15 protein-coding genes, 1 tRNA gene and 2 pseudogenes are annotated in these 21932 nt (G+C 61.1%); 7 read left to right on the top strand and 11 right to left on the bottom strand.

Annotation, left to right across the window (positions count from 1 at the left end; all coding sequences use genetic code 11):
- Positions 1-79 precede the first annotated feature (79 nt).
- Positions 80-1196: pseudogene (locus N7E02_RS18165) on the bottom strand (NAD(P)/FAD-dependent oxidoreductase).
- Positions 1197-1466: 270 nt separating this feature from the next.
- Here N7E02_RS18165 and N7E02_RS18160 point away from each other — a divergent pair.
- From N7E02_RS18160 to nadE, 3 genes are read left to right on the top strand one after another with little or no spacing between them, the layout of a single operon-like run.
- Positions 1467-1727 carry an acyl carrier protein gene (locus tag N7E02_RS18160; RefSeq protein ID WP_286583711.1) on the top strand — a complete coding sequence of 87 codons (261 nt, stop codon included), beginning with the start codon at positions 1467-1469 and terminating at the stop codon, positions 1725-1727.
- A 16-nt stretch (positions 1728-1743) separates the two neighbouring features.
- Complete coding sequence (locus N7E02_RS18155; protein ID WP_286583709.1) at positions 1744-3312, top strand: class I adenylate-forming enzyme family protein; 1569 nt, start codon at positions 1744-1746, stop codon at positions 3310-3312.
- Positions 3309-4304, top strand: coding sequence for an NAD(+) synthase (nadE, locus tag N7E02_RS18150; protein ID WP_286583708.1), 996 nt, complete (start codon positions 3309-3311; stop codon positions 4302-4304). The genes N7E02_RS18155 and nadE overlap by 4 nt, the downstream gene beginning before the upstream one ends.
- 10 nt (positions 4305-4314) lie before the next feature.
- Here the strand turns inward: nadE and N7E02_RS18145 are convergent, their stop codons facing one another.
- Positions 4315-5424 (bottom strand): hypothetical protein, encoded by a 1110-nt coding sequence (locus tag N7E02_RS18145; RefSeq protein ID WP_286583706.1) that lies wholly within the window; start codon positions 5422-5424, stop codon positions 4315-4317.
- 108 nt (positions 5425-5532) lie between these two features.
- Positions 5533-5925 carry a PRC-barrel domain-containing protein gene (locus N7E02_RS18140; RefSeq protein ID WP_286583704.1) on the bottom strand — a complete coding sequence of 131 codons (393 nt, stop codon included), beginning with the start codon at positions 5923-5925 and terminating at the stop codon, positions 5533-5535.
- Between the two features lie 225 nt (positions 5926-6150).
- Here N7E02_RS18140 and N7E02_RS18135 point away from each other — a divergent pair, with 225 nt between their 5' ends.
- The 3 genes from N7E02_RS18135 to pgi all read left to right on the top strand — a co-directional run bounded on the left by N7E02_RS18135 (position 6151) and on the right by pgi (position 10958).
- Positions 6151-7845, top strand: coding sequence for a long-chain-fatty-acid--CoA ligase (locus N7E02_RS18135; RefSeq protein ID WP_286583702.1), 1695 nt, complete (start codon positions 6151-6153; stop codon positions 7843-7845).
- Positions 7846-7976: 131 nt separating this feature from the next.
- Positions 7977-9224 (top strand): alpha/beta hydrolase, encoded by a 1248-nt coding sequence (locus N7E02_RS18130; protein WP_286583701.1) that lies wholly within the window; start codon positions 7977-7979, stop codon positions 9222-9224.
- Between the two features lie 108 nt (positions 9225-9332).
- Entirely contained in the window at positions 9333-10958 is a 1626-nt protein-coding gene (gene pgi, locus N7E02_RS18125) for a glucose-6-phosphate isomerase (RefSeq protein ID WP_286583700.1), read from the top strand.
- 76 nt (positions 10959-11034) lie between these two features.
- On the opposite strand, the gene N7E02_RS18120 is transcribed toward pgi, so the two are convergent.
- The 4 genes from N7E02_RS18120 to pyrC all read right to left on the bottom strand — a co-directional run bounded on the left by N7E02_RS18120 (position 11035) and on the right by pyrC (position 15266).
- Entirely contained in the window at positions 11035-11961 is a 927-nt protein-coding gene (locus tag N7E02_RS18120; RefSeq protein WP_286583699.1) for a carbohydrate kinase family protein, read from the bottom strand.
- Positions 11962-12052: 91 nt separating this feature from the next.
- Positions 12053-12748, bottom strand: a complete 696-nt coding sequence (locus N7E02_RS18115; protein ID WP_286583698.1) for an orotate phosphoribosyltransferase — start codon at positions 12746-12748, stop codon at positions 12053-12055.
- 161 nt (positions 12749-12909) lie between these two features.
- Entirely contained in the window at positions 12910-14091 is a 1182-nt protein-coding gene (locus N7E02_RS18110) for a GGDEF domain-containing protein (RefSeq protein ID WP_286583697.1), read from the bottom strand.
- Between the two features lie 122 nt (positions 14092-14213).
- Positions 14214-15266 carry a dihydroorotase gene (gene pyrC / locus N7E02_RS18105; RefSeq protein ID WP_286583696.1) on the bottom strand — a complete coding sequence of 351 codons (1053 nt, stop codon included), beginning with the start codon at positions 15264-15266 and terminating at the stop codon, positions 14214-14216.
- Between the two features lie 232 nt (positions 15267-15498).
- Here pyrC and N7E02_RS18100 point away from each other — a divergent pair, with 232 nt between their 5' ends.
- Entirely contained in the window at positions 15499-16422 is a 924-nt protein-coding gene (locus tag N7E02_RS18100) for a tetratricopeptide repeat protein (protein ID WP_286583695.1), read from the top strand.
- A gap of 22 nt (positions 16423-16444) precedes the next feature.
- Here N7E02_RS18100 and N7E02_RS18095 read toward each other — a convergent pair whose 3' ends face one another.
- The 4 genes and pseudogenes from N7E02_RS18095 to N7E02_RS18080 all read right to left on the bottom strand — a co-directional run bounded on the left by N7E02_RS18095 (position 16445) and on the right by N7E02_RS18080 (position 21612).
- Positions 16445-17485 carry a 4-hydroxyproline epimerase gene (locus N7E02_RS18095; protein ID WP_286583693.1) on the bottom strand — a complete coding sequence of 347 codons (1041 nt, stop codon included), beginning with the start codon at positions 17483-17485 and terminating at the stop codon, positions 16445-16447.
- A gap of 252 nt (positions 17486-17737) precedes the next feature.
- Positions 17738-17814, bottom strand: a tRNA-Arg gene (locus N7E02_RS18090).
- A 136-nt stretch (positions 17815-17950) separates the two neighbouring features.
- A pseudogene (locus N7E02_RS18085) lies at positions 17951-19448 on the bottom strand (ATP-binding protein).
- Between the two features lie 154 nt (positions 19449-19602).
- On the bottom strand, positions 19603-21612 hold the full coding sequence (locus tag N7E02_RS18080) for a methyl-accepting chemotaxis protein (protein ID WP_286583692.1): 2010 nt from the start codon (positions 21610-21612) through the stop codon (positions 19603-19605).
- Between the last annotated feature and the right edge of the window lie 320 nt (positions 21613-21932).

The following is a 21932-nucleotide window of genomic DNA, read 5'->3' as shown; positions in this document are numbered from 1 at the left end:
GAGGACACCATGCAGACGTGTCAGCCGGATGACAGGCGAAAGGCGGGCTAGCCCCGATGGGGCGTAACCCTCCGCGTGCCTAGTCCGAGATCAGGCGCCAAACCTCGTCGGCGATGGCGAGGGAAGCGGTAAGCCCTGGAGATTCAATGCCATAGAGTGCGACGTATCCTCCATGGCCGGTCTCAAGCGGCCCCTGGATGACAAAGTCGCCACCACCGCCGCCGTCCGGTCCGACTGTCTTCGGGCGGATCCCGGCATAGGCGGGCTGGAGCGCATCGTTCTTCAGATACGGCCAATAACGGCGAGATCGCCGCGTAGAATTTTTCGGCGCGCGCAGGGTCGACGTCATAGTCCAGCGCCTCGGCCCATTCGACATCCGGGCCAAAACGCGCCTGACCGGCGAGATCGAGCGTCAGATGCACGCCGAGACCACCCTGTTCCGGCACCGGATAGATCAGCCGACTGGCCGGAGACCTGCCCGAAAGCGAGAAATAGCTGCCCTTGGCAAGATGCCTTTGCGGCATCGTTGCGGGATCCAGCCCATGCAGACCCATGGACACGGACCAGGCGCCGAGACCGGCCGCATTGACGACCACGCTGGCCTTGGCCCGAAAGGGATCGCTGCCGCCGACGGAAAGCAGAATTTCATCCCCGGCCAGCTCGCCTTCCAGGACGGGAGAGTTGACCACGACCGTGCCGCCATGGGCTTCGATATCGGTGATATAGGCTTCCATCAGACCGTGACTGTCGATGATGCCGGTAGACGGCGACAGCAGTGCCGCATAGCCCTCGATCTGCGGCTCCAGCGTTCTCATCTCGCCCGCGTCGATCAGGCGGCAGTCTTCGACGCCGTTGGCGGAGGCTTGGGCGAGCAGCTTTTCCAGATAGGCAACCTCCTCGAGGCTGGAGGCAACGACGAGCTTGCCGCATTGCCGATGCGCCACATGGCGCTCGCGGCAATAGGCGTAGAGATCGTGCTTGCCGCGGACGCACAGCTCGGCCTTGCGGCTGCCGGTCGGATAGTAGAGCCCGGCATGGATCACTTCGCTGTTGCGTGAGGACGTGATGCTTCCCGTCAACGGTTCGCTTTCGAGAAGCACGACATCCCGCCCGGCGATGGCGAGCCGGCGCGCGATGGCGAGGCCCACGACACCTCCGCCGATCACCACACAATTGAGCTCGATCAAATCATCCATGCGATCCCCGTACCCTTTGCGCATCGGTCAGGCTTCGATTGTGTTCACCACCCTGGTCATGAATGCAAGGCTGTGCCGTGGAGCCGAACCTCGGCACTCGCCCGTGGGCGCGCAAGCGGATCTCTGTGGACACATTCGGGAGCTTTTCAAAAGCAAAATTTGAACTTAGCGAAACATTCAGGTCTTTACACCAAGGTCAAACTCGCGACGATGGCTGAACGCTTCTCGCGTGATCCTGAAGCGCTGTCTTGATGGGGGAGGCTTTGTTTGATGGCTGAACGGTTTAACGCAGAAATTCGCGAGTTCATTTCAGAGAATTTTCTTTTTCGCGCCGATGCGGAACTCGACAATGACCAATCTCTGCTCGAAAGCGGCGTCATCGATTCCACCGGCGTGCTCGAAGTCATCGCATTTCTGGAGCAGACTTACGGCATCTCTGTTGCAGACGAAGAAATCGTTCCGGAAAATCTCGACAGCATCAACAACATGACGCGTTATCTGGCGGCGAAGCTGCCCGCAGCGTCCGCTTAGAGGGCGGCGCTGGGCCATGCGACTGGAGGACCATCTTCGCGACAGCGCCAGGCGCTTCGGCACGAAGACGGCCCTGATCACGGCCGAGACACAGCTGACATACCAAGAACTCGACCGCCTGTCGGATCGCCTTGCGGGGCGCCTCGCCCAGACCGGTCTCGGCGAAGGCGACCGACTGCTGATCGTTGCCGAAAACTCGGCCGAGGTCGTCGTCTGCTTCTTCGCCGCCTGGAAGGCCGGCGCGGTGCCCTGCCCTCTCTATTCGTCGATCAAGGCCGATAAGCTAAAGGCGACCATCGCCAATACCGGGCCCAAGGTCATTCTCGCCCAGGCACGCTTCGTACCGGTGATCGACAAGGCTCTCGAAGGGTCAGGGGATGGCGTCCGGACAATCGCGTTCGGTGCTGCATCCGTGAATTCCGAACGAGACTGGTGCCGCTACGAACAGATGGTCACGTCGTGTGAGCAGCTCGCGCCTTTGCCCCGTGGCGACGACAGCTCCCTCGCGCTGCTGATCCACACCTCGGGCTCGACCGGCTTGCCGAAGGGCGTGATGCACAGCCATGCCAGCCTTCTGGCGGCCTGCGGCTCGATCGTTGCTTATCTGGAGAATACGCAGAAGGATGTGGTGCTGAGCGTGCTGCCGCTTTCCTTCGGCTATGGCATTACCCAGGTCGTCACCATGGTCATGGCCGGCGGCACCGTGGTTCTGGAAAAGAGCTTCGCCTTTCCGCGCAAGATCCTTGCCCGTCTCGTTGAGACGCGGGCGACGGGTTTTCCGCTCGTGCCTGCCATGGCGGCGCTGATTGCCGGCATGCAGGATCTGCAGCCCGCCTTCCTGCCCGACCTGCGCTACATGACCAATGCCGCCTCCGCCATGCCGCCTTCGGTCGCCCAGCGCCTGCGCGAACTCTTGTCGGAGACGCAGCTTTTCCTGATGTATGGCCAGACGGAATGTATCAGGGCGACCTATCTGCCGCCTCAGGAAGCAGATCGTCGGCCGCTTTCGGTCGGACGTGCAATTCCGGGAACCCAGGCCTATGTGGTCGACGAGGCGGGCAATCCGGCACCAGCCGGCGTGACCGGCGAACTCGTCATCGAAGGGCCGCATGTGATGCTCGGCTACTGGCGGGACGAGGCCGCGACACCTGAAAAGGTCACGCCCGTCGACGGCGGCCGACGGCTGCAGACCGGCGACCTGTTCAGAACCGACGAGGACGGCTTTCTCTATTTCGTCAGCCGCCGCGACGACATTATCAAAACGCGTGGTGAGAAGGTCAGCCCCCAGGAAGTCGAGGCGGTTCTCTACGCCATGCCCGGCATCCGTGAGGCGGCTGTCGCAGGCGTGGACGATCCCATCTTCGGGCAGCTGATCCGCGCCTATATTGCACTGGAGCCGTCCGCAGAACTGACGGAGAAAGAAATCATTCGCTACTGCGCCCAGCACCTCGAAGACTACATGGTGCCGAAGAGCGTCGAGTTCCGCGACGCGTTGCCGAAGACCAGCACCGGCAAGATCAGACTGACCGCAGAAACACCGGCTCCCAAACCATCCGGCCCAAAAAGCAAGGAAACCGCTGCATGACGAACGCTCCCGCCGCGAACAAGACCGAACCGTTTTCCGCCCGAGCGCTGGTTCTCGATGCCGAGGCTGAGATCGAACGGATCTGCGAATGGCTGCGCCTGACCGTGCTGAAGGACCTGCGCAAGCGCGGCGCCGTTCTGGGCCTTTCCGGCGGCATCGATTCCAGTGTCACGGCGGCGCTTTGCGCCCGCGCGCTCGGCACCGGCAAGGTCACCGGCGTGTTCATGCCCGAGCATGACAGCGATCCGGACAGCCTGAGGCTCGGCCGCGCCTTGGCCGAGGCCGTCGGGGTCGAGACGGTGCTGGAAGACATCGGTCCGTCGCTTGCCGCACAGGGATGCTACACGCGCCGCGACGGCTTCATCCGCCAGATTGTGCCGGAATTCGGCGAAGGATGGGGCTGCAAGGTGGTATTGGAAGATGCGCTCTCCAACCGCGGCTACAACATTTCCTGGCTGGTCGTCGCCGATCCGGACGGCAGCCAGAGCCGCCACCGCATGCCGCTCGACGTCTATCTCGGCATGATCGCCGCCGCCAACATGAAGCAGCGGACGCGCAAGCAGATGGAATATTACCATGCCGACCGGCTGAACTTCGCGGTTGCCGGCACGCCGAACCGGCTGGAATACGACCAGGGTTTCTTCGTCAAGAACGGCGATGGCGCGGCCGACTTCAAGCCGATCGCGCATCTCTACAAGACGCAGGTCTATCAGCTTGCGGAGGCGCTCGGCGTGCCGGAAGAAATCCGCCGCCGCCCGCCGACCACCGACACCTGGTCGCTGCCGCAGGGCCAGGACGAGTATTACTTCTCCCTGCCCTACGATCGGATGGATATCTGCCTCTATGCGCTGAACAACGGCATTTCCCGCGAGGACACGGCCAAGGCGGTCGATCTGACGCCCGACCAAGTGGACGCTGTGTGGCGCAACATCGCTTCGAAGCGGAAGGTTGCTGAATACCTGCACGCCCAGCCGGTGGCGATGGCTGACTGAACCGGAAACCTCAGTCGAAATCGTCGCCGATCAGGCGCGTCCAGTTTTCTCCGGCCAGGCCGCTGATCAGCCCCTGGCCGGCCTTGATCGGTTCGAGAAGGCTCTTGTCCTTGGCGTGGGCGACGAAGAAGGCGCGGCCATAGAAGAGCGTCTTGCGGCTGATGAGTTCCGGTGTCAGCCAGGGATGGCCGGCGCCGCGGATCGCGACGCAGCCGGCGGCATCCGCACGGGCAAACAGATCCTCGACCATCTCGCCCGCCACGTTCGGCGCGCAAAGCGCCTGCAGCAGCCAGCCGATACCGCCCGGCCGGCCGTAATAGGCGTAGCAGCCCACCAGTTCGCCGCTGCGGGTTTCTGCGATCCGCCAGCAGGGATCGCCGAACTGGCGCTTGGCCTGGGCCTGATCCATGAACCAATCCAGCGTTTCGCGGTCCCATTGCGGACGAAGGGGAAAGCGGTCGCCGAGCTTCAATACCGCCTCGGCAAAATCGTCGCGCGACGCATCCCAGAAATTTACCCGTCCCGGGCCTGACGCCGCTGGCGCACGGAAGGCCTTCAGCCCTGCCCGCTCGATGATGCTGTCGGTGAGTGATGCCACAGGGCGGATAAACCGTGCGGCCTTGAGCCCGCGTTCGGCGACCTGGATCGCGGTACCGGCCGGGCGCAGGATGCGGATCCAATTGAGGCTGTAGGCAATGTCGAGCGGCAAAGCGAGCTTCTGCCACATGCCGAGCGCCAGCGAATTTGCGGTCTCGGTAAGCGAAATGTCCTGAGGGCCTGCGAGAAAAGAGCGAAGTAACCTTGCACCGGCAAGCGGGTTCTGCTCCGGCTGGTCGACCATCATGGAGCCGGCAAAGGCTGCGCGTAGCGGACGACCATCGAGTTCCAGGCGCGATGGAAAGACGCCGATGAACCCCTCGATCTCGCCATCGGCTCTGACGAAAACCTTGGACCGGATCTCTTCGTCGTACCAGGGGTGATCAAAGAAGATTTCGCGGAAATAGCTGACCATCGATGGTCGGGTGGGCTGAGAACGGCGAAAGGTCTTCTGGAAGAGATGCACGACCGAAGGCAGATCTTCCGGTTCGAGATCGCGTACTCCGCCCGCCTTCTGCACCATGATCATTCATCCTTTCGGCAATCCTTGCCGTCCGGCGAGCCTGCCAGAAAGGACTTAATCAAACGAAAAGAGGCCCTCGCGGGCCTCTCTCGATCTAAGCAGATGTAACTACATCCAGTAAGGCGGGACGCCGTAGTAGTCATAGATCGTCCGGTCCTTGGCGCGGTAGAAGCTATCGTCCTCGAGATCGTGGTATTTCGGCGCACCGGTAATCTGGTCCTTGGTAAGGTCGATGCGATAGCCGTCCAGCTCTTCGTCATAGCGAAGCTTTTCCCAGGGCAACGGATAATAGTCGTCGCCGATACCCAGGAAGCCACCGAAGCTCAGAACGGCGTAGGCGACACGACCGCCGCGCTTCTCAAGCAGCATGCGCTCGATAGAGCCGATGCGCTTACCGTCGGCACCGTAGACTGCCGTACCATCCACCTTGTCACTGGCGATCAGCGACTGAGTTTCCTTGACATAGGGGTCCTGCCCCGCACGCGGTTCCTGATGCAACATGACGCACCTCCTTTGGGTTAGTCGTTCTGTCACATGTAAAAACTCTTCGCAGCGACGATCGTTCCCAAGGCGTTATATTGACGTTTACGTCAAGGTTATATAACCCATCTATGAAACAGCCGCTTTTCGGCGACCTGTGGATGACTTAGACTGCGACCATGGTGGAGGGAGGACTTCGCCATGGCATTGCGGTAGATACGTGCGAGCAAGGAGGAGAGCGCTCTCATGAAGGAAACGGCGGCGAAAGCCATCAGCAGCCCGGCAAAGATCTGGCTTGCATCCTATCCACCCGGCGTTCCGGAGATGATCCCGCCGCTTGTCCATCATTCGCTCGGGCACCTTTTCGAGGACAGCTGCGCGCGTTACGCGAACCGTCCTGCCTTCACCAGCATGGGCAAGAGCCTTACCTTCAAGGATCTGGAAGCAGAAAGCCGCAAGGTCGCAGCATGGCTGCAGGCTCAAGGCCTTTCAAAAGGCGACCGCGTTGCCGTCATGCTGCCGAACATCCTGCAAAACCCGGTGATCGTCTACGGGATCCTTCGCGCGGGCTTCGTCGTGGTCAACGTCAACCCGCTCTACACGCCGCGTGAACTCGCATACCAGCTAAAGGATTCCGGCGCGAAAGTGCTGTTCGTCCTCGAAAACTTCGCCCATACCGCGCAGCAGGCACTGCCTGAGACCGACGTCACCAAGGTCATCGTAGCAACGATGGGCGACATGCTTGGTCTCAAGGGCCATATCGTCAATCTGGTCGTCCGCCGGGTCAAGAAGCTCGTGCCGGATTGGTCGTTGCCCGGGGCCGAAAGCTTCCGCAAGGTGATATCAGAAGGCGCGCGGCAACCGCTTTCGGCCCCGGATGTGAAGCCGGACGACATCGCCTTTCTGCAATATACGGGCGGGACAACGGGCGTCTCCAAGGGCGCAATGCTGACCCATGCCAACCTGCTGTCCAACAAGGAGCAGATGGCGGTCTGGCTCGACTCGGCCTTCCTCGAAAAGCCGCGGCCCGAACAGCTGCAGTTCCTCTGCGCCCTGCCGCTCTACCACATCTTCGCGCTAACGGTGAATTCGCTGATGGGTGTCGCGACCGGTAGCAACAATATTCTCATCGCAAACCCTCGCGACATCCCGGCCCTCGTCAAGGATCTGGGCAAGTACCGGATCAACATATTCCCCGGTCTCAACACCCTGTTCAACGCGCTGATGAACAATGCGGAATTCCAGAAGCTCGACTTCTCGTCGCTTACACTCGTTTTTGGCGGCGGGATGTCCGTGCAGCGGCCGGTGGCCGAGCGTTGGCTTGCCATGACCGGCTGCCCGATCACGGAAGGCTACGGGCTTTCAGAGACCTCCCCCGTTGCGACCGCAAACCGCTGCAACAGGCTCGACTTCTCGGGCATGATCGGCATGCCGATCTCCTCGACGGATATCACGATCCGCGATGATGACGGGGTCGACCTCGATCAGGGCGATGTCGGCGAAATCTGCATCCGTGGTCCGCAGGTCATGGCCGGTTATTGGAAGCGCCCGGACGAGACGGCCAAGGTGATGACCGCGGATGGTTTCTTCCGTACCGGCGACATGGGCTACATGGATAGCCAAGGCCATATCAAGATCGTTGACCGCAAGAAGGACATGATCCTCGTCTCCGGCTTCAACGTCTATCCGAACGAGGTAGAGGAAGTGGCGGCCATGCATCCGGGCGTGCTTGAATGCGCCGCGATCGGCGTTCCGGACCAGCATTCCGGCGAGGCGGTAAAACTGTTCGTCGTCAAGAAGGATGCAGGCCTGACCGAAGCCGATCTGAAGGCCCATTGCATTGCCAACCTGACGAACTACAAGCGCCCCCGTTTCATCGAGTTTCGCGATCAGCTGCCGAAATCCAATGTCGGCAAGATCCTGCGGCGCGAGCTTCGGTAAGCGTTGCATCGTGGCGACAGGTCGGCAGCAAGCGCGGCTGATCCCGGGCGAGCGGCGCCATTAAAGGTGGACGCCGCCACCATGCTCCGTTAGCGATCAGATCGGAGCCGGGGAAAGCTGTTGGAGTTCGCTTGCAAGACCGTGCCGGATTTTCGTTTCGCCTCATCGCCGTCGTAACCCTGCTGGCCGCGCTTTCGAGTTGCGCCGGACGGCCGGAAGGCGTCTTGATTCCGACGACGGGCGCAACCGTCGCCGGCACCTCGAAGGTCGACGTCCTCGTTGCCACGACCCGCAAGACGAGCGAGGCACCCGGCGTGCTGTTTTCCGGCGAGCGCGGCAAGGAGCCTACGCTTACCGAGATTGCCGTGTCGATCCCGCCCGACAGCGTTCGCGAGGTCGGTCAGGTTCAGTGGCCGAAAAAACTGCCCGCCGATCCGGCGAAGGAATTTGCCACGCTTTCCGTCACGCCGATGACGCCGCAGACATCAAAAAGCTGGCTGAAAGGTCATCTGACCAAAAGCAGGCGAGTGATGGTCTTCGTCCACGGGTTCAACAATCGCTATGAAGACGCTGTCTACCGCTTTGCGCAGATCGTCCATGATTCCGGCGCCGACGTAGCGCCGGTGCTTTTCACATGGCCGTCGCGTGGGAGCATTTTCGCCTATAACTACGACAAGGAAAGCACCAACTATTCCCGCGATGCGCTGGAAACCATGCTGCACCGGCTGGCGAAGGACCCGGCTGTCGGCGAAGTGACGATCATGGCGCATTCCATGGGATCCTGGCTGACGGTCGAGGCCTTGCGCCAGATGGCGATCCGCGACGGACGCGTCGCGCCGAAGATCCAGAACGTCATCCTCGCTTCTCCCGATCTCGACGTCGACGTCTTCGGTCGGCAACTCGCGGAACTCGGGGCCAAGCGGCCGCACTTTACGCTGTTCGTATCACAGGACGACCGGGCGCTCAGCCTGTCCCGTCGGATCTCCGGCAATATCGATCGGCTGGGCCAGGTGGATCCGACCGTCGAGCCCTATCGAACCGAGTTCGAAAAGGCCGGGATCGTGGTCCTTGACCTGACCAAGCTGCAGGGTGGCGACCGATTGAACCACGGCAAGTTCGCGGAAAGCCCGGAAGTCGTGAAACTGATCGGCAACCGCCTGATTGCCGGACAAACCGTGACTGACAGCGATGTCGGGCTCGGTGAGCGGATCGGAGCGGTAGCACTGGGTACTGCGCAAACCGTGGGCGGAGCTGCGAGTGTCGCGGTCAGCACACCAATCGCCATATTCGACCCGGCGACACGCCGCAGTTATAACGACCAGGTCGGCCGGCTCGGCCAGGCGATCGGCAATACGGCAGAGACGGCAGTCGGACAGTAGCGCGAACAATTGGCTGGCCGATTACGCAAAAGACGCATGACCAGCGCTTGATTTGGACAAGAAAGCGAATAGGTTTCCGTTCATCATTCTGCAGAATGCGAGGAAATCATGCAGACCATCGTTCAAGAGCTCAAGTCCACCGCAGACGCAACCAAGGCGACCGACATCCGTGCCGCCTTTGCCAAGGATGGCAGCCGCTTCGAGAAATTCAGCGCCCGCTTCGATGATCTGACGATGGATTATTCGAAGACGGCAGTGAATGAGGACATCCTCGCCCTCTTCGAAAAGCTGGCCGATGCGGGCGGTGTGGCAAAGAAGCGTGAGGAGATGTTCTCCGGCGTTGCCATCAACTTCACCGAGGACCGCGCGGTCCTGCATACCGCGCTGCGCAACCGGTCCAATACGCCGGTTCTGGTCGACGGCAAGGATGTGATGCCCGATGTGAACGCGGTTCTGGCTGCGATGGGCAAGTTCGCCGACGGCATCCGCTCCGGCAGCCTGAAGGGCGCGACCGGCAAGAGGATTACCGACGTCGTCAATATCGGCATCGGCGGCTCCGACCTCGGCCCGGTCATGGCGACACTGGCGCTCGCCCCCTTCCATGACGGCCCGCGTGCGCATTTCGTCTCCAATGTCGACGGCGCCCATATTGCTGATACGCTGAAGACGCTCGACCCCGAAACCACCTTGTTCATCATTGCGTCGAAGACCTTCACCACGATCGAGACGATGACGAACGCGGCTTCCGCCCGCAAGTTCATTGCCGACAAGCTGGGCGATGCGGCCGTACAGCATCACTTCTGCGCCGTTTCCACCGCGCTCGACAAGGTTGCCGCCTTCGGCATCGACGCCGAACGCGTCTTCGGCTTCTGGGATTGGGTCGGGGGTCGCTATTCGATCTGGTCGGCGATCGGCCTGCCCTTGATGATCGCCGTCGGACCGCAGAATTTCGGCCATTTCCTCGATGGCGCCCATGCGATGGACAACCATTTCCGCACGGCCCCGGTGCGCGAAAACCTGCCGATGCTGCTCGGCCTGATCGGCTTCTACCATCGCAACGTTCTGGGCTATCCGACCCGCGCCATCCTGCCCTATGACCAGCGCCTGCTTCGCTTCCCGGCCTATCTGCAGCAGCTCGATATGGAATCGAACGGCAAGGGTGTCACCATCGACGGCACGCCGGTCGAGGGCAATTCCGGCCCGGTCGTCTGGGGCGAGCCCGGCACCAATGGCCAGCACGCCTTCTACCAGTTGATCCACCAGGGCACGAGCATCATCCCGGCCGAGTTCATGATCGCCGCCAACGGTTTCGAGCCCGAGCTTCGCCACCAGCACGATCTGCTGATCGCCAATTGCCTGGCGCAGTCGGAAGCGCTGATGAAGGGCCGCACCTTCGAAGAGGCCAAGGCACAGCTCACCTCCAAGGGTATGGACGACAAAAAGGCGGACTTTATCGCGCCGCATCGCGTGTTCACCGGCAACCGCCCGTCGATCACTTTCGTGCATGACAAGCTGACGCCCTTCGCCTTTGGCCGTCTCGTGGCTCTCTATGAGCACCGCGTCTTCGTCGAAGGCGTGCTCTTCCGCATCAACTCCTTCGACCAATGGGGTGTTGAGCTCGGCAAGGAACTGGCCACCGGCCTGCTGCCGGTCGTCGAAGGCAAGGAAAGCGCCGAAGGCCACGATTCTTCCACGCAGGGTCTGGTGAAGACGCTGGCCGGGCTGAAGAAGTAAGGCTCATAACCGAACCGAAGAAAAAGCCCTCGGGAACGACGTTCCCGAGGGCTTTTTTATTATGGGCTGGATCGGACTAGAGTCCGATCTCGTTCGCAAACGGCGGGTTCGCCCCCGCCCTGGACACTGTCACCGCCGCAGCCTTGGCGCCCAGCGCCAGTGCCTTGGCGATCTGGTCTTCGGTTAGGCTCCCCACCTGCGCCTTGGTCAGCAGGTTCTGCATTTTCAGCGACGCAAGAATGCCGGCATCGAACGTGTCACCGGCACCGACCGTATCGACCACCGTTACCTTTTCGCTCGGCACCGTGACCTTGTGATTGGCGGTATAGCCGACGGCGCCTTCCGCTCCGCGGGTAACGACGACGAGCTTGGCGCCGTGATGCAGCCAGTGGCGGGCAAGCGTATCTTCGTCACCTTCCAGCCCGAACCAGGCGAGATCTTCATCCGAGAATTTGACGATATCCGACATTGCCGCCATGCGGCGGATGCGGGCGAGATGAGCCGCCTTGTCCTTGATGAAGCCCGGACGGATATTCGGGTCGAGCGAGATCACACGCTTTGCATGCTCGCGCGCCATCAGCGCCTCGTAGGTCGAACCGCAGGGCTCCGGGATCAGGCTGATCGCGCCGAAATGCAAAGCCTCGCAATCGTCGCCGAGTGCCGGAAGGTCCGCCTCGGTGATCATCCGGCCGGCGGTGCCTTCGTCGTAGAAGGCGTAAGTGGCGTGGCCGTCGACCAGCTTGACAAAGGCGATCGTGCAAGGGCGGGATGCCAGTGCGCAATAGCTGAAGTCGACATTGCTCTTGCGCAGCGTGTCGCGCAGGATATCGCCCATCATGTCGTCGGCAAGGCCGGTGAAGAAGCCGGTGTCTACCCCAAGGCGGCCAAGGGCTATCGCCGTGTTGAAGACGGCACCGCCGGCATAGGGCGCAAAGCCCGTTTCACCGAGGGTCGTCTCACGCGGAAGCATGTCGATAAGGGCTTCGCCGCAGCACAGGATCATGGATTTCCTCCCAAGGAATTTTGCCTGTTTTAAACAGGAATAAGCGAGCTTTTGTCCGTTGACCAGAGCAAAAGCCCGCTTCTTTTATCGCTTACTTCGGCAATTCGCTGATGCCGCCGTTGCGGGCCGACCATGCAAGCGGCGCATCGAGGAAGGCCTCGACTTCCGACAGGGTCTTCTCGTCGAACAGTTTCTGGTCGCGGGCGACGGCCAGAACGTTGCGCCAGGTGGCAATGTGGTGGAACTGGACCTTGCCATCGGCAAAGCGCAGCGCGCCTTCATCGAAGATCCCGTAGTAGAACAGCGCCATGCCGTGATCGACGACACCGCCGGCCGCACGGATCGCGTCGATGAACTTGAACATCGAGCCGCCTGCCGTCGTCAGGTCCTCGATGACCAGTACGCGCGACCCTTCCGGCATGTTGCCTTCGATCTGCGCATTGCGGCCATGCCCCTTCGGCTGCTTGCGTACGTAGATCATCGGCAGCGACAGACGGTCGGCCAACAGAGCGGCGAAGGGAATGCCCGCGGTCTCGCCACCGGCGATGCAGTCGAACTTCTCGAAGCCCGCGTCACGCAGCAGGGTCGAGGCGGCGAAATCCATGATCGTCGAACGGACGCGCGGATAGGAGAGAAGCTTGCGGCAGTCGATATAGACCGGGCTCATCATGCCTGAGGCAAACTTATAGTGCTTCTCGGCATTGAAATGCACCGCACCGATTTCCCACAGCATCTTGGCCATCAGTTCGGCCATTACGTTACGGTCCGGAAATGTGGTCTGAATCATGCGCCCGCTCCTTGCTCGCTCTTTTTCAACGCAAGTCCGGACGCAAAACCGCTACGCACTTTTGCTGGACATTGCTTTAAACCACGCGCCGCAATAGCAGCATGGCAGGGGCTTAGCCAGAGAAAGAGCAAGGCCGCCCAAAGTTTTCGCGGGCCAAGGCCTCAAGCGGATGTGCGCGTCTCGGGAACGGCGGGAATGGATCTTAGATAGGACGCAAGTTCCACCCGATCGCGCCCCGACCGCTTGGCCTCATAGAGCGCACTGTCGGCAAGGCTCAGCACCGTCTCGAAGGGCTGGCCTTCCGGCAGGCCGACGGCAACGCCGGCACTGACCGTGCAGCGCAGGACAGCGCCAGCCGCCACGATGTCGCGGGCGGCGAAACGCTTCCGGATTTCGTTGGCGATGCGCTCTGCCCTACCAGGCATGATCTCGCTGACGATCATGGCGAATTCCTCGCCACCGAGCCTTGCGACGCAGGCGGCCGGCGTCACCTCGGCCAGCATGTCCCTGGCGAAGAGCCGCAGGACCTCATCGCCGGTGGAGTGGCCGTATTCATCGTTGATCGTCTTGAACCGGTCGATGTCGAAAACGATCACCGCCGTGGAGGCGCCGAAACGCCTCTCGCCATATTGGGCGAAGAGAGCCCGTCGATTGAGCAGGCCGGTCAGGGCATCCGTCATCGCCTCGCGCCGATGAAGGGCTGCCATCCGCCACTGGTGCAGGGCGAGCGACAGGGCACCGATACCGGTCATGCCGGCAATACAGATGCCGATATTGAGATTTTCCGCCCAGTTGGCTGGCGCGCGGCCGAGGGTCATCTCACCCTCGGCGAGCAGGACGGAAGCGCATAGTGCAAACGAAAGGCCGCTTACCGCGTAAAGCAGCACCATGCCGCCGAGCGGACCGGGGGCTTCGGCGCGCGCCGTCCAGTACTGGCCGGCGGTGCCGATCAAGAGGAGCGCAGTCAGGATGTTCATCATGATCAGGCCGAGGCCATCCAGGCCCGCCAAGAACAACGGCAGACCGAGCGCCAGGCAGGAGACGAATATCCCACCGGCCAGACGCCACGGTTTCTCGCCCGTGCGGAACTGGACCGATGCCGCATAGATGGTCGAGAAGCCAGCCATCAGGAAAGTATAGGCGATGATTGCAGGAACGATGCCGGACCGGGCGGTATAGGAACTGTATGCCACGATGCCAGCAACGACGAGGCACAGTGACGCTACCAGCGTCAGCAGGAAGGAATCCGTGCGACGGGAAAGCCAGGTCCCGAGCAACGTCACCATCAGGCACGCGGCCGACACACCGAGGGCAAGCAGAAGAGACTGATAATCCAGCATCATGCCTGAAATTCTCTTCAGTGATTTATTTTTAAAAAGGGCAATCAGAAAATAAGAACGAAATCTCTCCAAAGTTTTAGCATCGGAGAGATCCCATAGTAGTCGAAATTATATTTGAGAGTAAATCAGCCTTTAAGCGTATCGACGACTTCCCAGTGGATCGGGAAGCCCGGATCGAAGACCGTAATCAATCCCGCACCGGTGTCACGCTTAGCCGGGAATTCGACCTTGCTCTCCCGCTTTTCGAGCGTGATCGTCTCGGCGTTCGGCGCGACGCCATACCAGGCCGGGCCGTTCAGCGAGGTGAAGGCCTCCAGCTTGTCCAGCGCACCGTCGTCCTCGAACACATGGGCGAGGCAGTTCATCGTGTTGATCGAGGTATAGATGCCGGCGCAGCCGCAGGAGCATTCCTTCAACGGGTCGACATGCGGGGCGGAATCAGTACCGAGGAAGAAACGGCCGTCGCCGGAAGTTGCTGCAGCACGCAGCGCCAGGCGGTGGCTCTCGCGCTTGGCGACCGGCAGGCAATAATAATGCGGGCGGATACCGCCGACGAGGATGTCGTTGCGGTTTATGATCAGGTGATGGGTGGTGATAGAGCCGGCGAGGTTCTTGTCGGCCGACTTGATATAGTCGATGCCGTCCGACGTCGTGACATGCTCCATCGTGATCTTGAGCTCCGGCAGGCGGCGGCGCAGCGGATCGAGCACGGTTTCGATAAAGACGGCTTCGCGATCGAAGATATCGACCGACGGCGTCGTCACTTCGCCATGGACGCAAAGCGGCAGGCCGATCTTCGCCATGCGCTCCAGAACCGGCATCGCCTTTTCCATATCGCGCACACCGCCATGGGAATTGGTGGTGGCGCCCGCGAGGTAAAGCTTGACCGCCGTGATCAGGCCGCTCGCCTTGCCGGCTTCCACATCATCCGCGCTGGTGTGCTCGGTGAGATAGAGCGTCATCAGCGGCTCAAAGCTGTGTCCCGCCGGGAGTGCCGCCATGATCCGCTCGCGATAGGCCGCGGCATCCGCAGTCGTGACGACCGGCGGTACGAGGTTCGGCATGATGATGGCGCGGGCGAAGTGCCGGCTTGTGTCTGCGATGACGCCCGAGAGAACCGCGCCATCGCGCAGATGGAGGTGCCAATCGTCCGGGCGGCGAATTGTAAGCGTTTTCATGCAGCTGTTCCGATGAGACTTTTATTCGGCTTATCACCAAAGCGCGCGCGGAGACAATTGCGGAACGCAGAAACATCCAATCAAGGGAATTCAGGAGGGCGCAAGCTCACGAAATCGTGCAGGCATTTCGTGATGCCAAATGGGCTCCGCGAAAAGATTCTGCGGAACCAGCGCCGAGATCGGGCGTTCGTTAAACAATCTGAAAGAGATTTTGAGTCGGACGGAGCACACCATGAAATCCCGGACATCGAAAGTCAACAGGGGTTTTGCGATTACCACAGGCGCCGCTGTCGTGCTTTGCGCGCTGACAGTTTCCCCGGGTGCCGAGGAGCGCATGACCATCAACGTCGCTACGGCAATGCAGAGCGAATGCGATCGCCTTGCCGGTAGCCCCTTCGATCAGCAGCGCAACGGCGAGTTTTCGCCGGTCAATATCGCTGAAATCGGCGGTGGCGCCGCGGATGCATGCCGCATGGCTTTCGAGGCGACAGGCAATCCTCGCTTCGCCTACCAGCTCGGCCGCGCGCTTAATAAAGACGACCAGCCGGATCAGGCGATGAGCGCGTACGATGCTGCCGTCAAGGATGGTTATGCCGCCGCCATGGTGAATTATGGCATGCTGATGGGTCGCCTCGGTGACGAGACCGCAGAGTTCGGCCTCTATCAACAGGCAGCCACCAACGGCAATGTTCTCGCCGCCTATAATCTCGGCGTTGCCTATCGCGACGGCCTCGGCACCCAGCCCGATGTCAACAAGGCGCTGAACTGGTTCGAGAAGGCTGCGGCCGAAGGTGATGACACCGCCGCCTTCAACATCGGCGCCATCTATGATGAAGGCCAGCTTCTGCCGGCCGACGACCAGACGGCCGTCGCGTGGTACGATCTCGCAGCCCAGCGCGGCAATACCGACGCCATGATCAATCTCGGCATCATGTACGAGACCGGCGAAGGTGTACCGGCCAATGCCGAGAAGGCTGCCGACATGTATCGTCAGGCCGCCATGAAGGGCGATGTTTTCGGCGCCTACAAGTTCATGCAGTTCCAGGATATGGGCGTCGTCCCTGCTCCGTCGCAGGAAGGCATCGAAGGCGTGAACTCTCTGGTCCTCAAGCAGGGCGACATGGAAAATCCGGCCAAGGTCGGCCGCGAAATCTAAGCCCTGGTCGAAGCAGGCGACTTTAAATGATGTCGCCTGCCGACGGGCCCCAGACATCCGTCATGGCAAAACCATCCGCCAGTGGATCGAATGGGTCTAGCGCCACCTGATGAAGCCCGAATGTAAAGCCACGGCCGGCGATCGTTGGAACGATTGCCGGCTTTCCTGCGACCTGCGTTTCGCCGGCAAGTCCCACTTCGAACTGCGTGCCTATGATCGAGCGGGACAGAAATGTGTCGCCGACCTTCACCTTGCCGCGCGCATGCAGCGCCGCGAGGTTGGCGGAATTTCCGGTGCCACAGGGAGAGCGATCCGCCCTGCCCGGCCACATGGTGGTGCAGGTGCGAACGGTACCGTCTGCCTCCGTGTCGCGGAACATCACATAGGCGACGCCGAAGATTGCCGGAATTTCCGGATGGACGACCCCGATCTGCCGATTGATCAGATCCTTCAGCACCATTCCCGCCTGCACGAGCGCCGCCGCATTCTTCTTCTCGATGGTCAAGCCGATCTGCGAGACATCGACGAGGCCGTAGAAAATGCCGCCATAGGAAATGTCGAGCGTGATCTCACCCCATTCCGGCGTCTGCAGCTTCACGTCCAGCTGATGGACGAAGGACGGCACCATGGTGAGCTTGACTTTCTCGCAACGCCCGTCGCGGCAGGTGGCAACCGCCCTCACGAGACCGGCCGCAGTTTCCAGCGTCACGACCGTTTCCGGTTGCTTCATCTCGACGATGCCAGCCTCAAGCAATGCGGTGGTGGCGCAGATCGAATTCGATCCGGAGCTCGCATGCGCCTGATCGGGCTGAAGGATGATGAAGGCAGCATCCGCCTCCGGGTGCTTGGCCGGCAGGAGAAGGTTGACCGAGCCGATCGGGGTTCCGCGTGGCTCAAGGCAGAGAAAACGGCGCAGCTCCTGCCCCTTGGGATCCGAATTCATCCAGGCCAGCTGGTCGGCGACCGTATCGCCCGGGATTTTCGGAACGCCGCCAATCGCCACGCGGCCGATCTCGCCTTCCGCATGGACATCCAAAAGCTGGATCGTGCGTTTCCATCTCATCTGCCGGGACTCCACATGCTTGAAGACGCGACCACACGAGGCCGCAATCAGAATGACTCAATCTGTCTTCTGGATAGCGCAAGCATGTCATCCTGCCTATCGGCCCGACAGAGATAGTTGTCGATCCGATAACGCATCTACGAGTGCCGATTTATTCCAAGGCTTGATCGATGTGCTGGCGTCGGTGACACAGGCCACAGCACGCGGGAACGCAAGGCGCCGGACGACATCATTTTAGATGAAAGGAAAGAATGGCGCACCCGAAGAGATTCGAACTCCTGACCCCCAGATTCGTAGTCTGGTGCTCTATCCAGCTGAGCTACGGGTGCGTCTGCAACGGTGTGTTCCGCTTGCGTGGCGATCCTCTAAAGGCTGCCGGGAAAGATTGCAAGCGCTTTTCCGCTGTCTCATGTCATTTTGCTGTCACGCAGACATCAAGAGACTGTTTTATTTATAATTTTTCCATCATGCTCTGACGCGGTAATCGTCCAGCGCTACCGGACGGTCAGGAATTTCGATGCGGAACTGGGTGCCGGGGCCCGGCTTTTCGACCAGCGCGATCGTGCCGCCATGGGCAAGCACGAGCTCGCGGGCGATCACGAGGCCAAGGCCGGTGCCACCGGAGCGCGCCGAGCCACGGAAGGCAGAGAACAGGTTCTCTCGTGCCTTGCGCGGCATGCCCGGACCGGTGTCATCGATCGTGATGCTGACGACGCTGCCGAGCCGGTGGCCCGAGACTGTGACCCGGCGCAAGGCCTGCGGGTCGTCGGGATCATGGGCCAGCAAAGCCTGGACGGCATTGCGGCAGAGATTGTGGACCACGCGAAAGATCTGCTCGCCGTCACAGTCGACTTCCAGGTCCGTGGAAATCTGATCTGCAAACTCGACGCCCGAGATCGGGATCGATCGCCAGCATGTCCTTCACTTCCTGCGTCAGCTCGGAAAGATTGATGCGCCGGCGACGAGGTGCCGCTTCCGATGCCTGACCATAGGCCAGCACTTCGCTCGTATAACCCACCGCGCGATCGATGGTGCGCAACAGCTTCGGGGCGAAGCTGCGGACCATCGGATCCTCGACATCCGTCAGGCGGTCGGACATGAGCTGGGCGGAGGCGAGAATGTTGCGCATGTCGTGGTTGATCTTGGAGACGGCCAGCCCGAGATCGGCAAGGTTCTTCTGCTGCTTCAGCGTCCGCTGGAGTTCTATCTGCATCGCCGCAAGGTGGCGACCCGCAACCGCAAGCTCGCCGCGCGAGCGGTCGGCGGTGAACACACGCGCCGGATCGTCCGGCTGTTCGGAAAAGAGCTGCATACTGTGGGTCAGACGCCGGATCGGCAGGATCATCATGCGGTTGATGGCGACGAAGATGAGCACCGCCGTGATCAGCGAGATCAGGAGAGAGATGAGGAACATCATCTTCGAATACTTGAGCATGTCCTTGCGCAGCGCGTCGTCGGTCATGACCAGCTCGATGATCATGTCGCTTTCGCCGATCGGCCCGAAGACACGCATGACCCGGCCACCACCTAGGACCATCGTGTCCAGCGCGTCGCGCATGGAGCTGACGAAGGACGTGTTTGCCAGATCGTATTGGGCATCGATCTCAGGCGGGACCTCGGTCGCGGCGAGCAGGCGCGAGGTGCCGTCCTTGCGCAGGGCGATGACCTTGGTTCCGGTGGCAAGCAGAGTATCGTTCTGCACGGCGCGCGGCAGTTCCGCGGGCTGCAGGCCATCGATGACGATGCCGGCGGCGGCGGCCGTGTCGAGACGGTCGCGCAGCCAGTTCATTCGCATGCTGGCGATCGAGGGCATGAAGATCAGGATTTCCGCCAGCATGACGAAGATGACCGTCAGCCATAGCAGGCGCCCGGACAGGCCGCGGAACAGCGTCGGCATCGGTTCCGGTCCCGTCGCGTCCGGCCAGCTTCCCTGGCGGTCCGAGGTGTGAACCTCGCTATCCATTAGGATCTCCACTTCCATGCCAAGGACTTCACGAAATCCCGTGTGCAGCGCACATTTTAGCGCGTCACCAAAATATGAACAGTCCAGGAGACCACGCAAAAAGGCGGAAACCTGGGGTCTCCGCCTTAAATTTCGTTAATGTTGGGGCTTTGGATCAGAATTCTTCCCAATCGGACGCATTTTTTTCCGCGACGGCCGCGCTGCCACCGAACGCCCGACCGAGAGCCGCCGTCATCTTTCTCGCCGGGGACGGCTGGGGGCGATGCACGACATTGACCGCGACAGGCCGCACCCCGCGACCAGCATCATCGCCGATCCTGAAATGCGCAACGAGACGATAGAGGGCGTCGGCCTCGGAAGACAGCTTGCTGGTGGCCGCCGAGCTTTCCTCGACCATCGCCGCGTTCTGCTGCGTCACCTGATCCATCTGGTTGACCGCCGTATTGACTTCGGCCAGGCCCGTCGCCTGCTCCCGTGAGGCAACGGCGATCGAATGGATGTGATCGTTGATGCGGCTGACACGGGATTCGATTTCCGAAAGTGCGGCGCCCGTCTTCTGAACCAGCTCCACCCCGCCGGCAACCTCCTGGCCGGACTTGGCGATCAGGCCCTTGATGTCTTTCGCGGCGCTGGCCGAACGCTGGGCAAGTTCGCGCACTTCCTGAGCGACGACCGCAAAACCCTTGCCGGCTTCGCCCGCGCGGGCCGCCTCGACACCGGCATTGAGCGCCAGGAGGTTGGTCTGGAAAGCGATCTCGTCGATGACGTTGGTGATCTGCGCGATCTCGCGGGACGCCTGCTCGATACGACCCATCGCCTCGATCGCATTGCGAACGACAGCGCCGGACTGAACCGCACTCTCCTTCGCCTCGCCAACCATCACGGTCGCCTCGTTGGCTCGTTCCGTCGACGTCTTCACGACAGAGGTGATCTCGTCGAGTGCGGCGGAGGTTTCTTCCAGCGCGGCCGCCTGCTGTTCGGTACGCTTCGACAGGTCGTTGGAGGCGCTGCTCAGTTCGGCGGAGCCGTCATTCATCGCGCCGGTCGCATTACGGACCTGGCCCATGGTGGTGCGCAGCGTTTCCATCGTGCCGTTGACGTTCTGCTGGAGTTCGCCGAACGCGCCCTTGAAGTTGCCGCGCATGCTGTCGGTTAGGTCACCGTCGGACAGGCTGCGCACGACACGCCGCGTCTCGGAGACGCCCGCATCGACGCTTGCGACCAATTGGTCGATGTTGCGGGCGACGCGGTCCAGGCTCTCGACGCCCCATTGCTTGTCGATCCGGCGGGTGAAATCACCCTCGGCAGCGGCGGAGACGACAGCGGACATGCGGGTCTGCAGATCGTCGTTCTTCGCCTTCATGCCGGCCTCGACACCTGTCATGCGCGCCACTTCCTGGCCGTTGATCTTGAACACTTCGACTGCGGCCGCCATGTCGCCGATTTCGTCCTTGCGGCCGGCGAAGGGGACTTCGGCATCGTAGTCACCCTGGGCAAGGCGTCCCATGGAGGATGTCAGCTTCAGGATCGGCTGGCTGACTTGACTACGCCCGAGATAAAGGCCGAAGGCGAGCCCGCCGCCCACGCCGAGGATTGCGACGGCAAGAACGGAGTAGAAGATCATGTTCTCGAAGGACACCATCTCGGCGCTGATCCTGTCGAGATCGGCGCGGTCGGCGGCCACGACGGCATCGATATCCGCCTGGTAGGCCTTGCGGTTGGCGCGATTGGCCTCGTTGTTGCCCTGGACATTGGCGGCCTGTGGGCCTTCATTCGCGCCGAGGCGAACGGTCTCGCTGCGGAAAACCTTGAAATCTTTAAAGCCGGCCGTCAGCTTGTCGAACTGCGCCCGCTGCGCCGGAGGCACGACCGCCGACCAGTCGGCAATCAGTTTCTCCATTTCGCCGAGGCTCTTCGTGACGCCATCACCGAAAGGCTTGGCTGAAGCCACATCCTTGGCGGCATATATGCCGCGTGCATCCATGACGACCGCAGTAACGAGCCTGTTCAGTCGCTCGCCTTTATAGACTCGATCCGCGATATCCGCGTAAGCGGTCTGCTTGTCATGGTACTGCGCGACAGTAAATACAGACAAACCGGCAATTACGCACGCAACAAGGCTCATCAACCCTACGAGAAGGTTGATCTTTGCTCCAATTTTCACGACTATTCCCCTCCGAAGACGCAGCCATCGAACATAAAAACTTGCGCTTATTCTTTGGCTATCGTGAAAATTAGCATGAAGTTGTTAACAACCCCTGAGCACAACCCGCGCATAAGCGCTTGCGCAAGAAAGCAACGACGTTGCGCCACCAGCAAGAATACCTCAGAGATTTTTCAGGATCCTGGCCTCAACGGCAGCTACCCGAGAAATTCCTTCCCCGCGAACGCAACCAATGGATTTCTCGATCAGATTATTATTATTAATAATTGCATTCGATTTTTCTTAAATACGAATGCCGATTGGGCACGAGCGCCGCGAAA

The sequence above is a fragment of the Terrirhizobium terrae genome, assembly GCF_030323265.1.
Lineage (GTDB): Bacteria > Pseudomonadota > Alphaproteobacteria > Rhizobiales > Rhizobiaceae > Neorhizobium.
Note: the sequence above shows the minus strand (reverse complement) of the source record. Positions and strands in the feature narration are given on the sequence as shown.

Coding starts and splice junctions, on each gene's coding strand:
- N7E02_RS18135 (WP_286583702.1), top strand. CDS start 6,151: ATGAAGGAAACGGCGGCGAAAGCCATCAGCAGCCCGGCAAAGATCTGG.
- pgi (WP_286583700.1), top strand. CDS start 9,333: ATGCAGACCATCGTTCAAGAGCTCAAGTCCACCGCAGACGCAACCAAG.
- N7E02_RS18095 (WP_286583693.1), bottom strand. CDS start 17,485: ATGAGATGGAAACGCACGATCCAGCTTTTGGATGTCCATGCGGAAGGC.
- N7E02_RS18140 (WP_286583704.1), bottom strand. CDS start 5,925: ATGTTGCATCAGGAACCGCGTGCGGGGCAGGACCCCTATGTCAAGGAA.
- pyrC (WP_286583696.1), bottom strand. CDS start 15,266: ATGAAAACGCTTACAATTCGCCGCCCGGACGATTGGCACCTCCATCTG.
- N7E02_RS18115 (WP_286583698.1), bottom strand. CDS start 12,748: ATGATTCAGACCACATTTCCGGACCGTAACGTAATGGCCGAACTGATG.
- N7E02_RS18120 (WP_286583699.1), bottom strand. CDS start 11,961: ATGATCCTGTGCTGCGGCGAAGCCCTTATCGACATGCTTCCGCGTGAG.
- N7E02_RS18145 (WP_286583706.1), bottom strand. CDS start 5,424: ATGGTGCAGAAGGCGGGCGGAGTACGCGATCTCGAACCGGAAGATCTG.
- N7E02_RS18100 (WP_286583695.1), top strand. CDS start 15,499: ATGAAATCCCGGACATCGAAAGTCAACAGGGGTTTTGCGATTACCACA.
- N7E02_RS18110 (WP_286583697.1), bottom strand. CDS start 14,091: ATGATGCTGGATTATCAGTCTCTTCTGCTTGCCCTCGGTGTGTCGGCC.
- N7E02_RS18160 (WP_286583711.1), top strand. CDS start 1,467: ATGGCTGAACGGTTTAACGCAGAAATTCGCGAGTTCATTTCAGAGAAT.
- nadE (WP_286583708.1), top strand. CDS start 3,309: ATGACGAACGCTCCCGCCGCGAACAAGACCGAACCGTTTTCCGCCCGA.
- N7E02_RS18155 (WP_286583709.1), top strand. CDS start 1,744: ATGCGACTGGAGGACCATCTTCGCGACAGCGCCAGGCGCTTCGGCACG.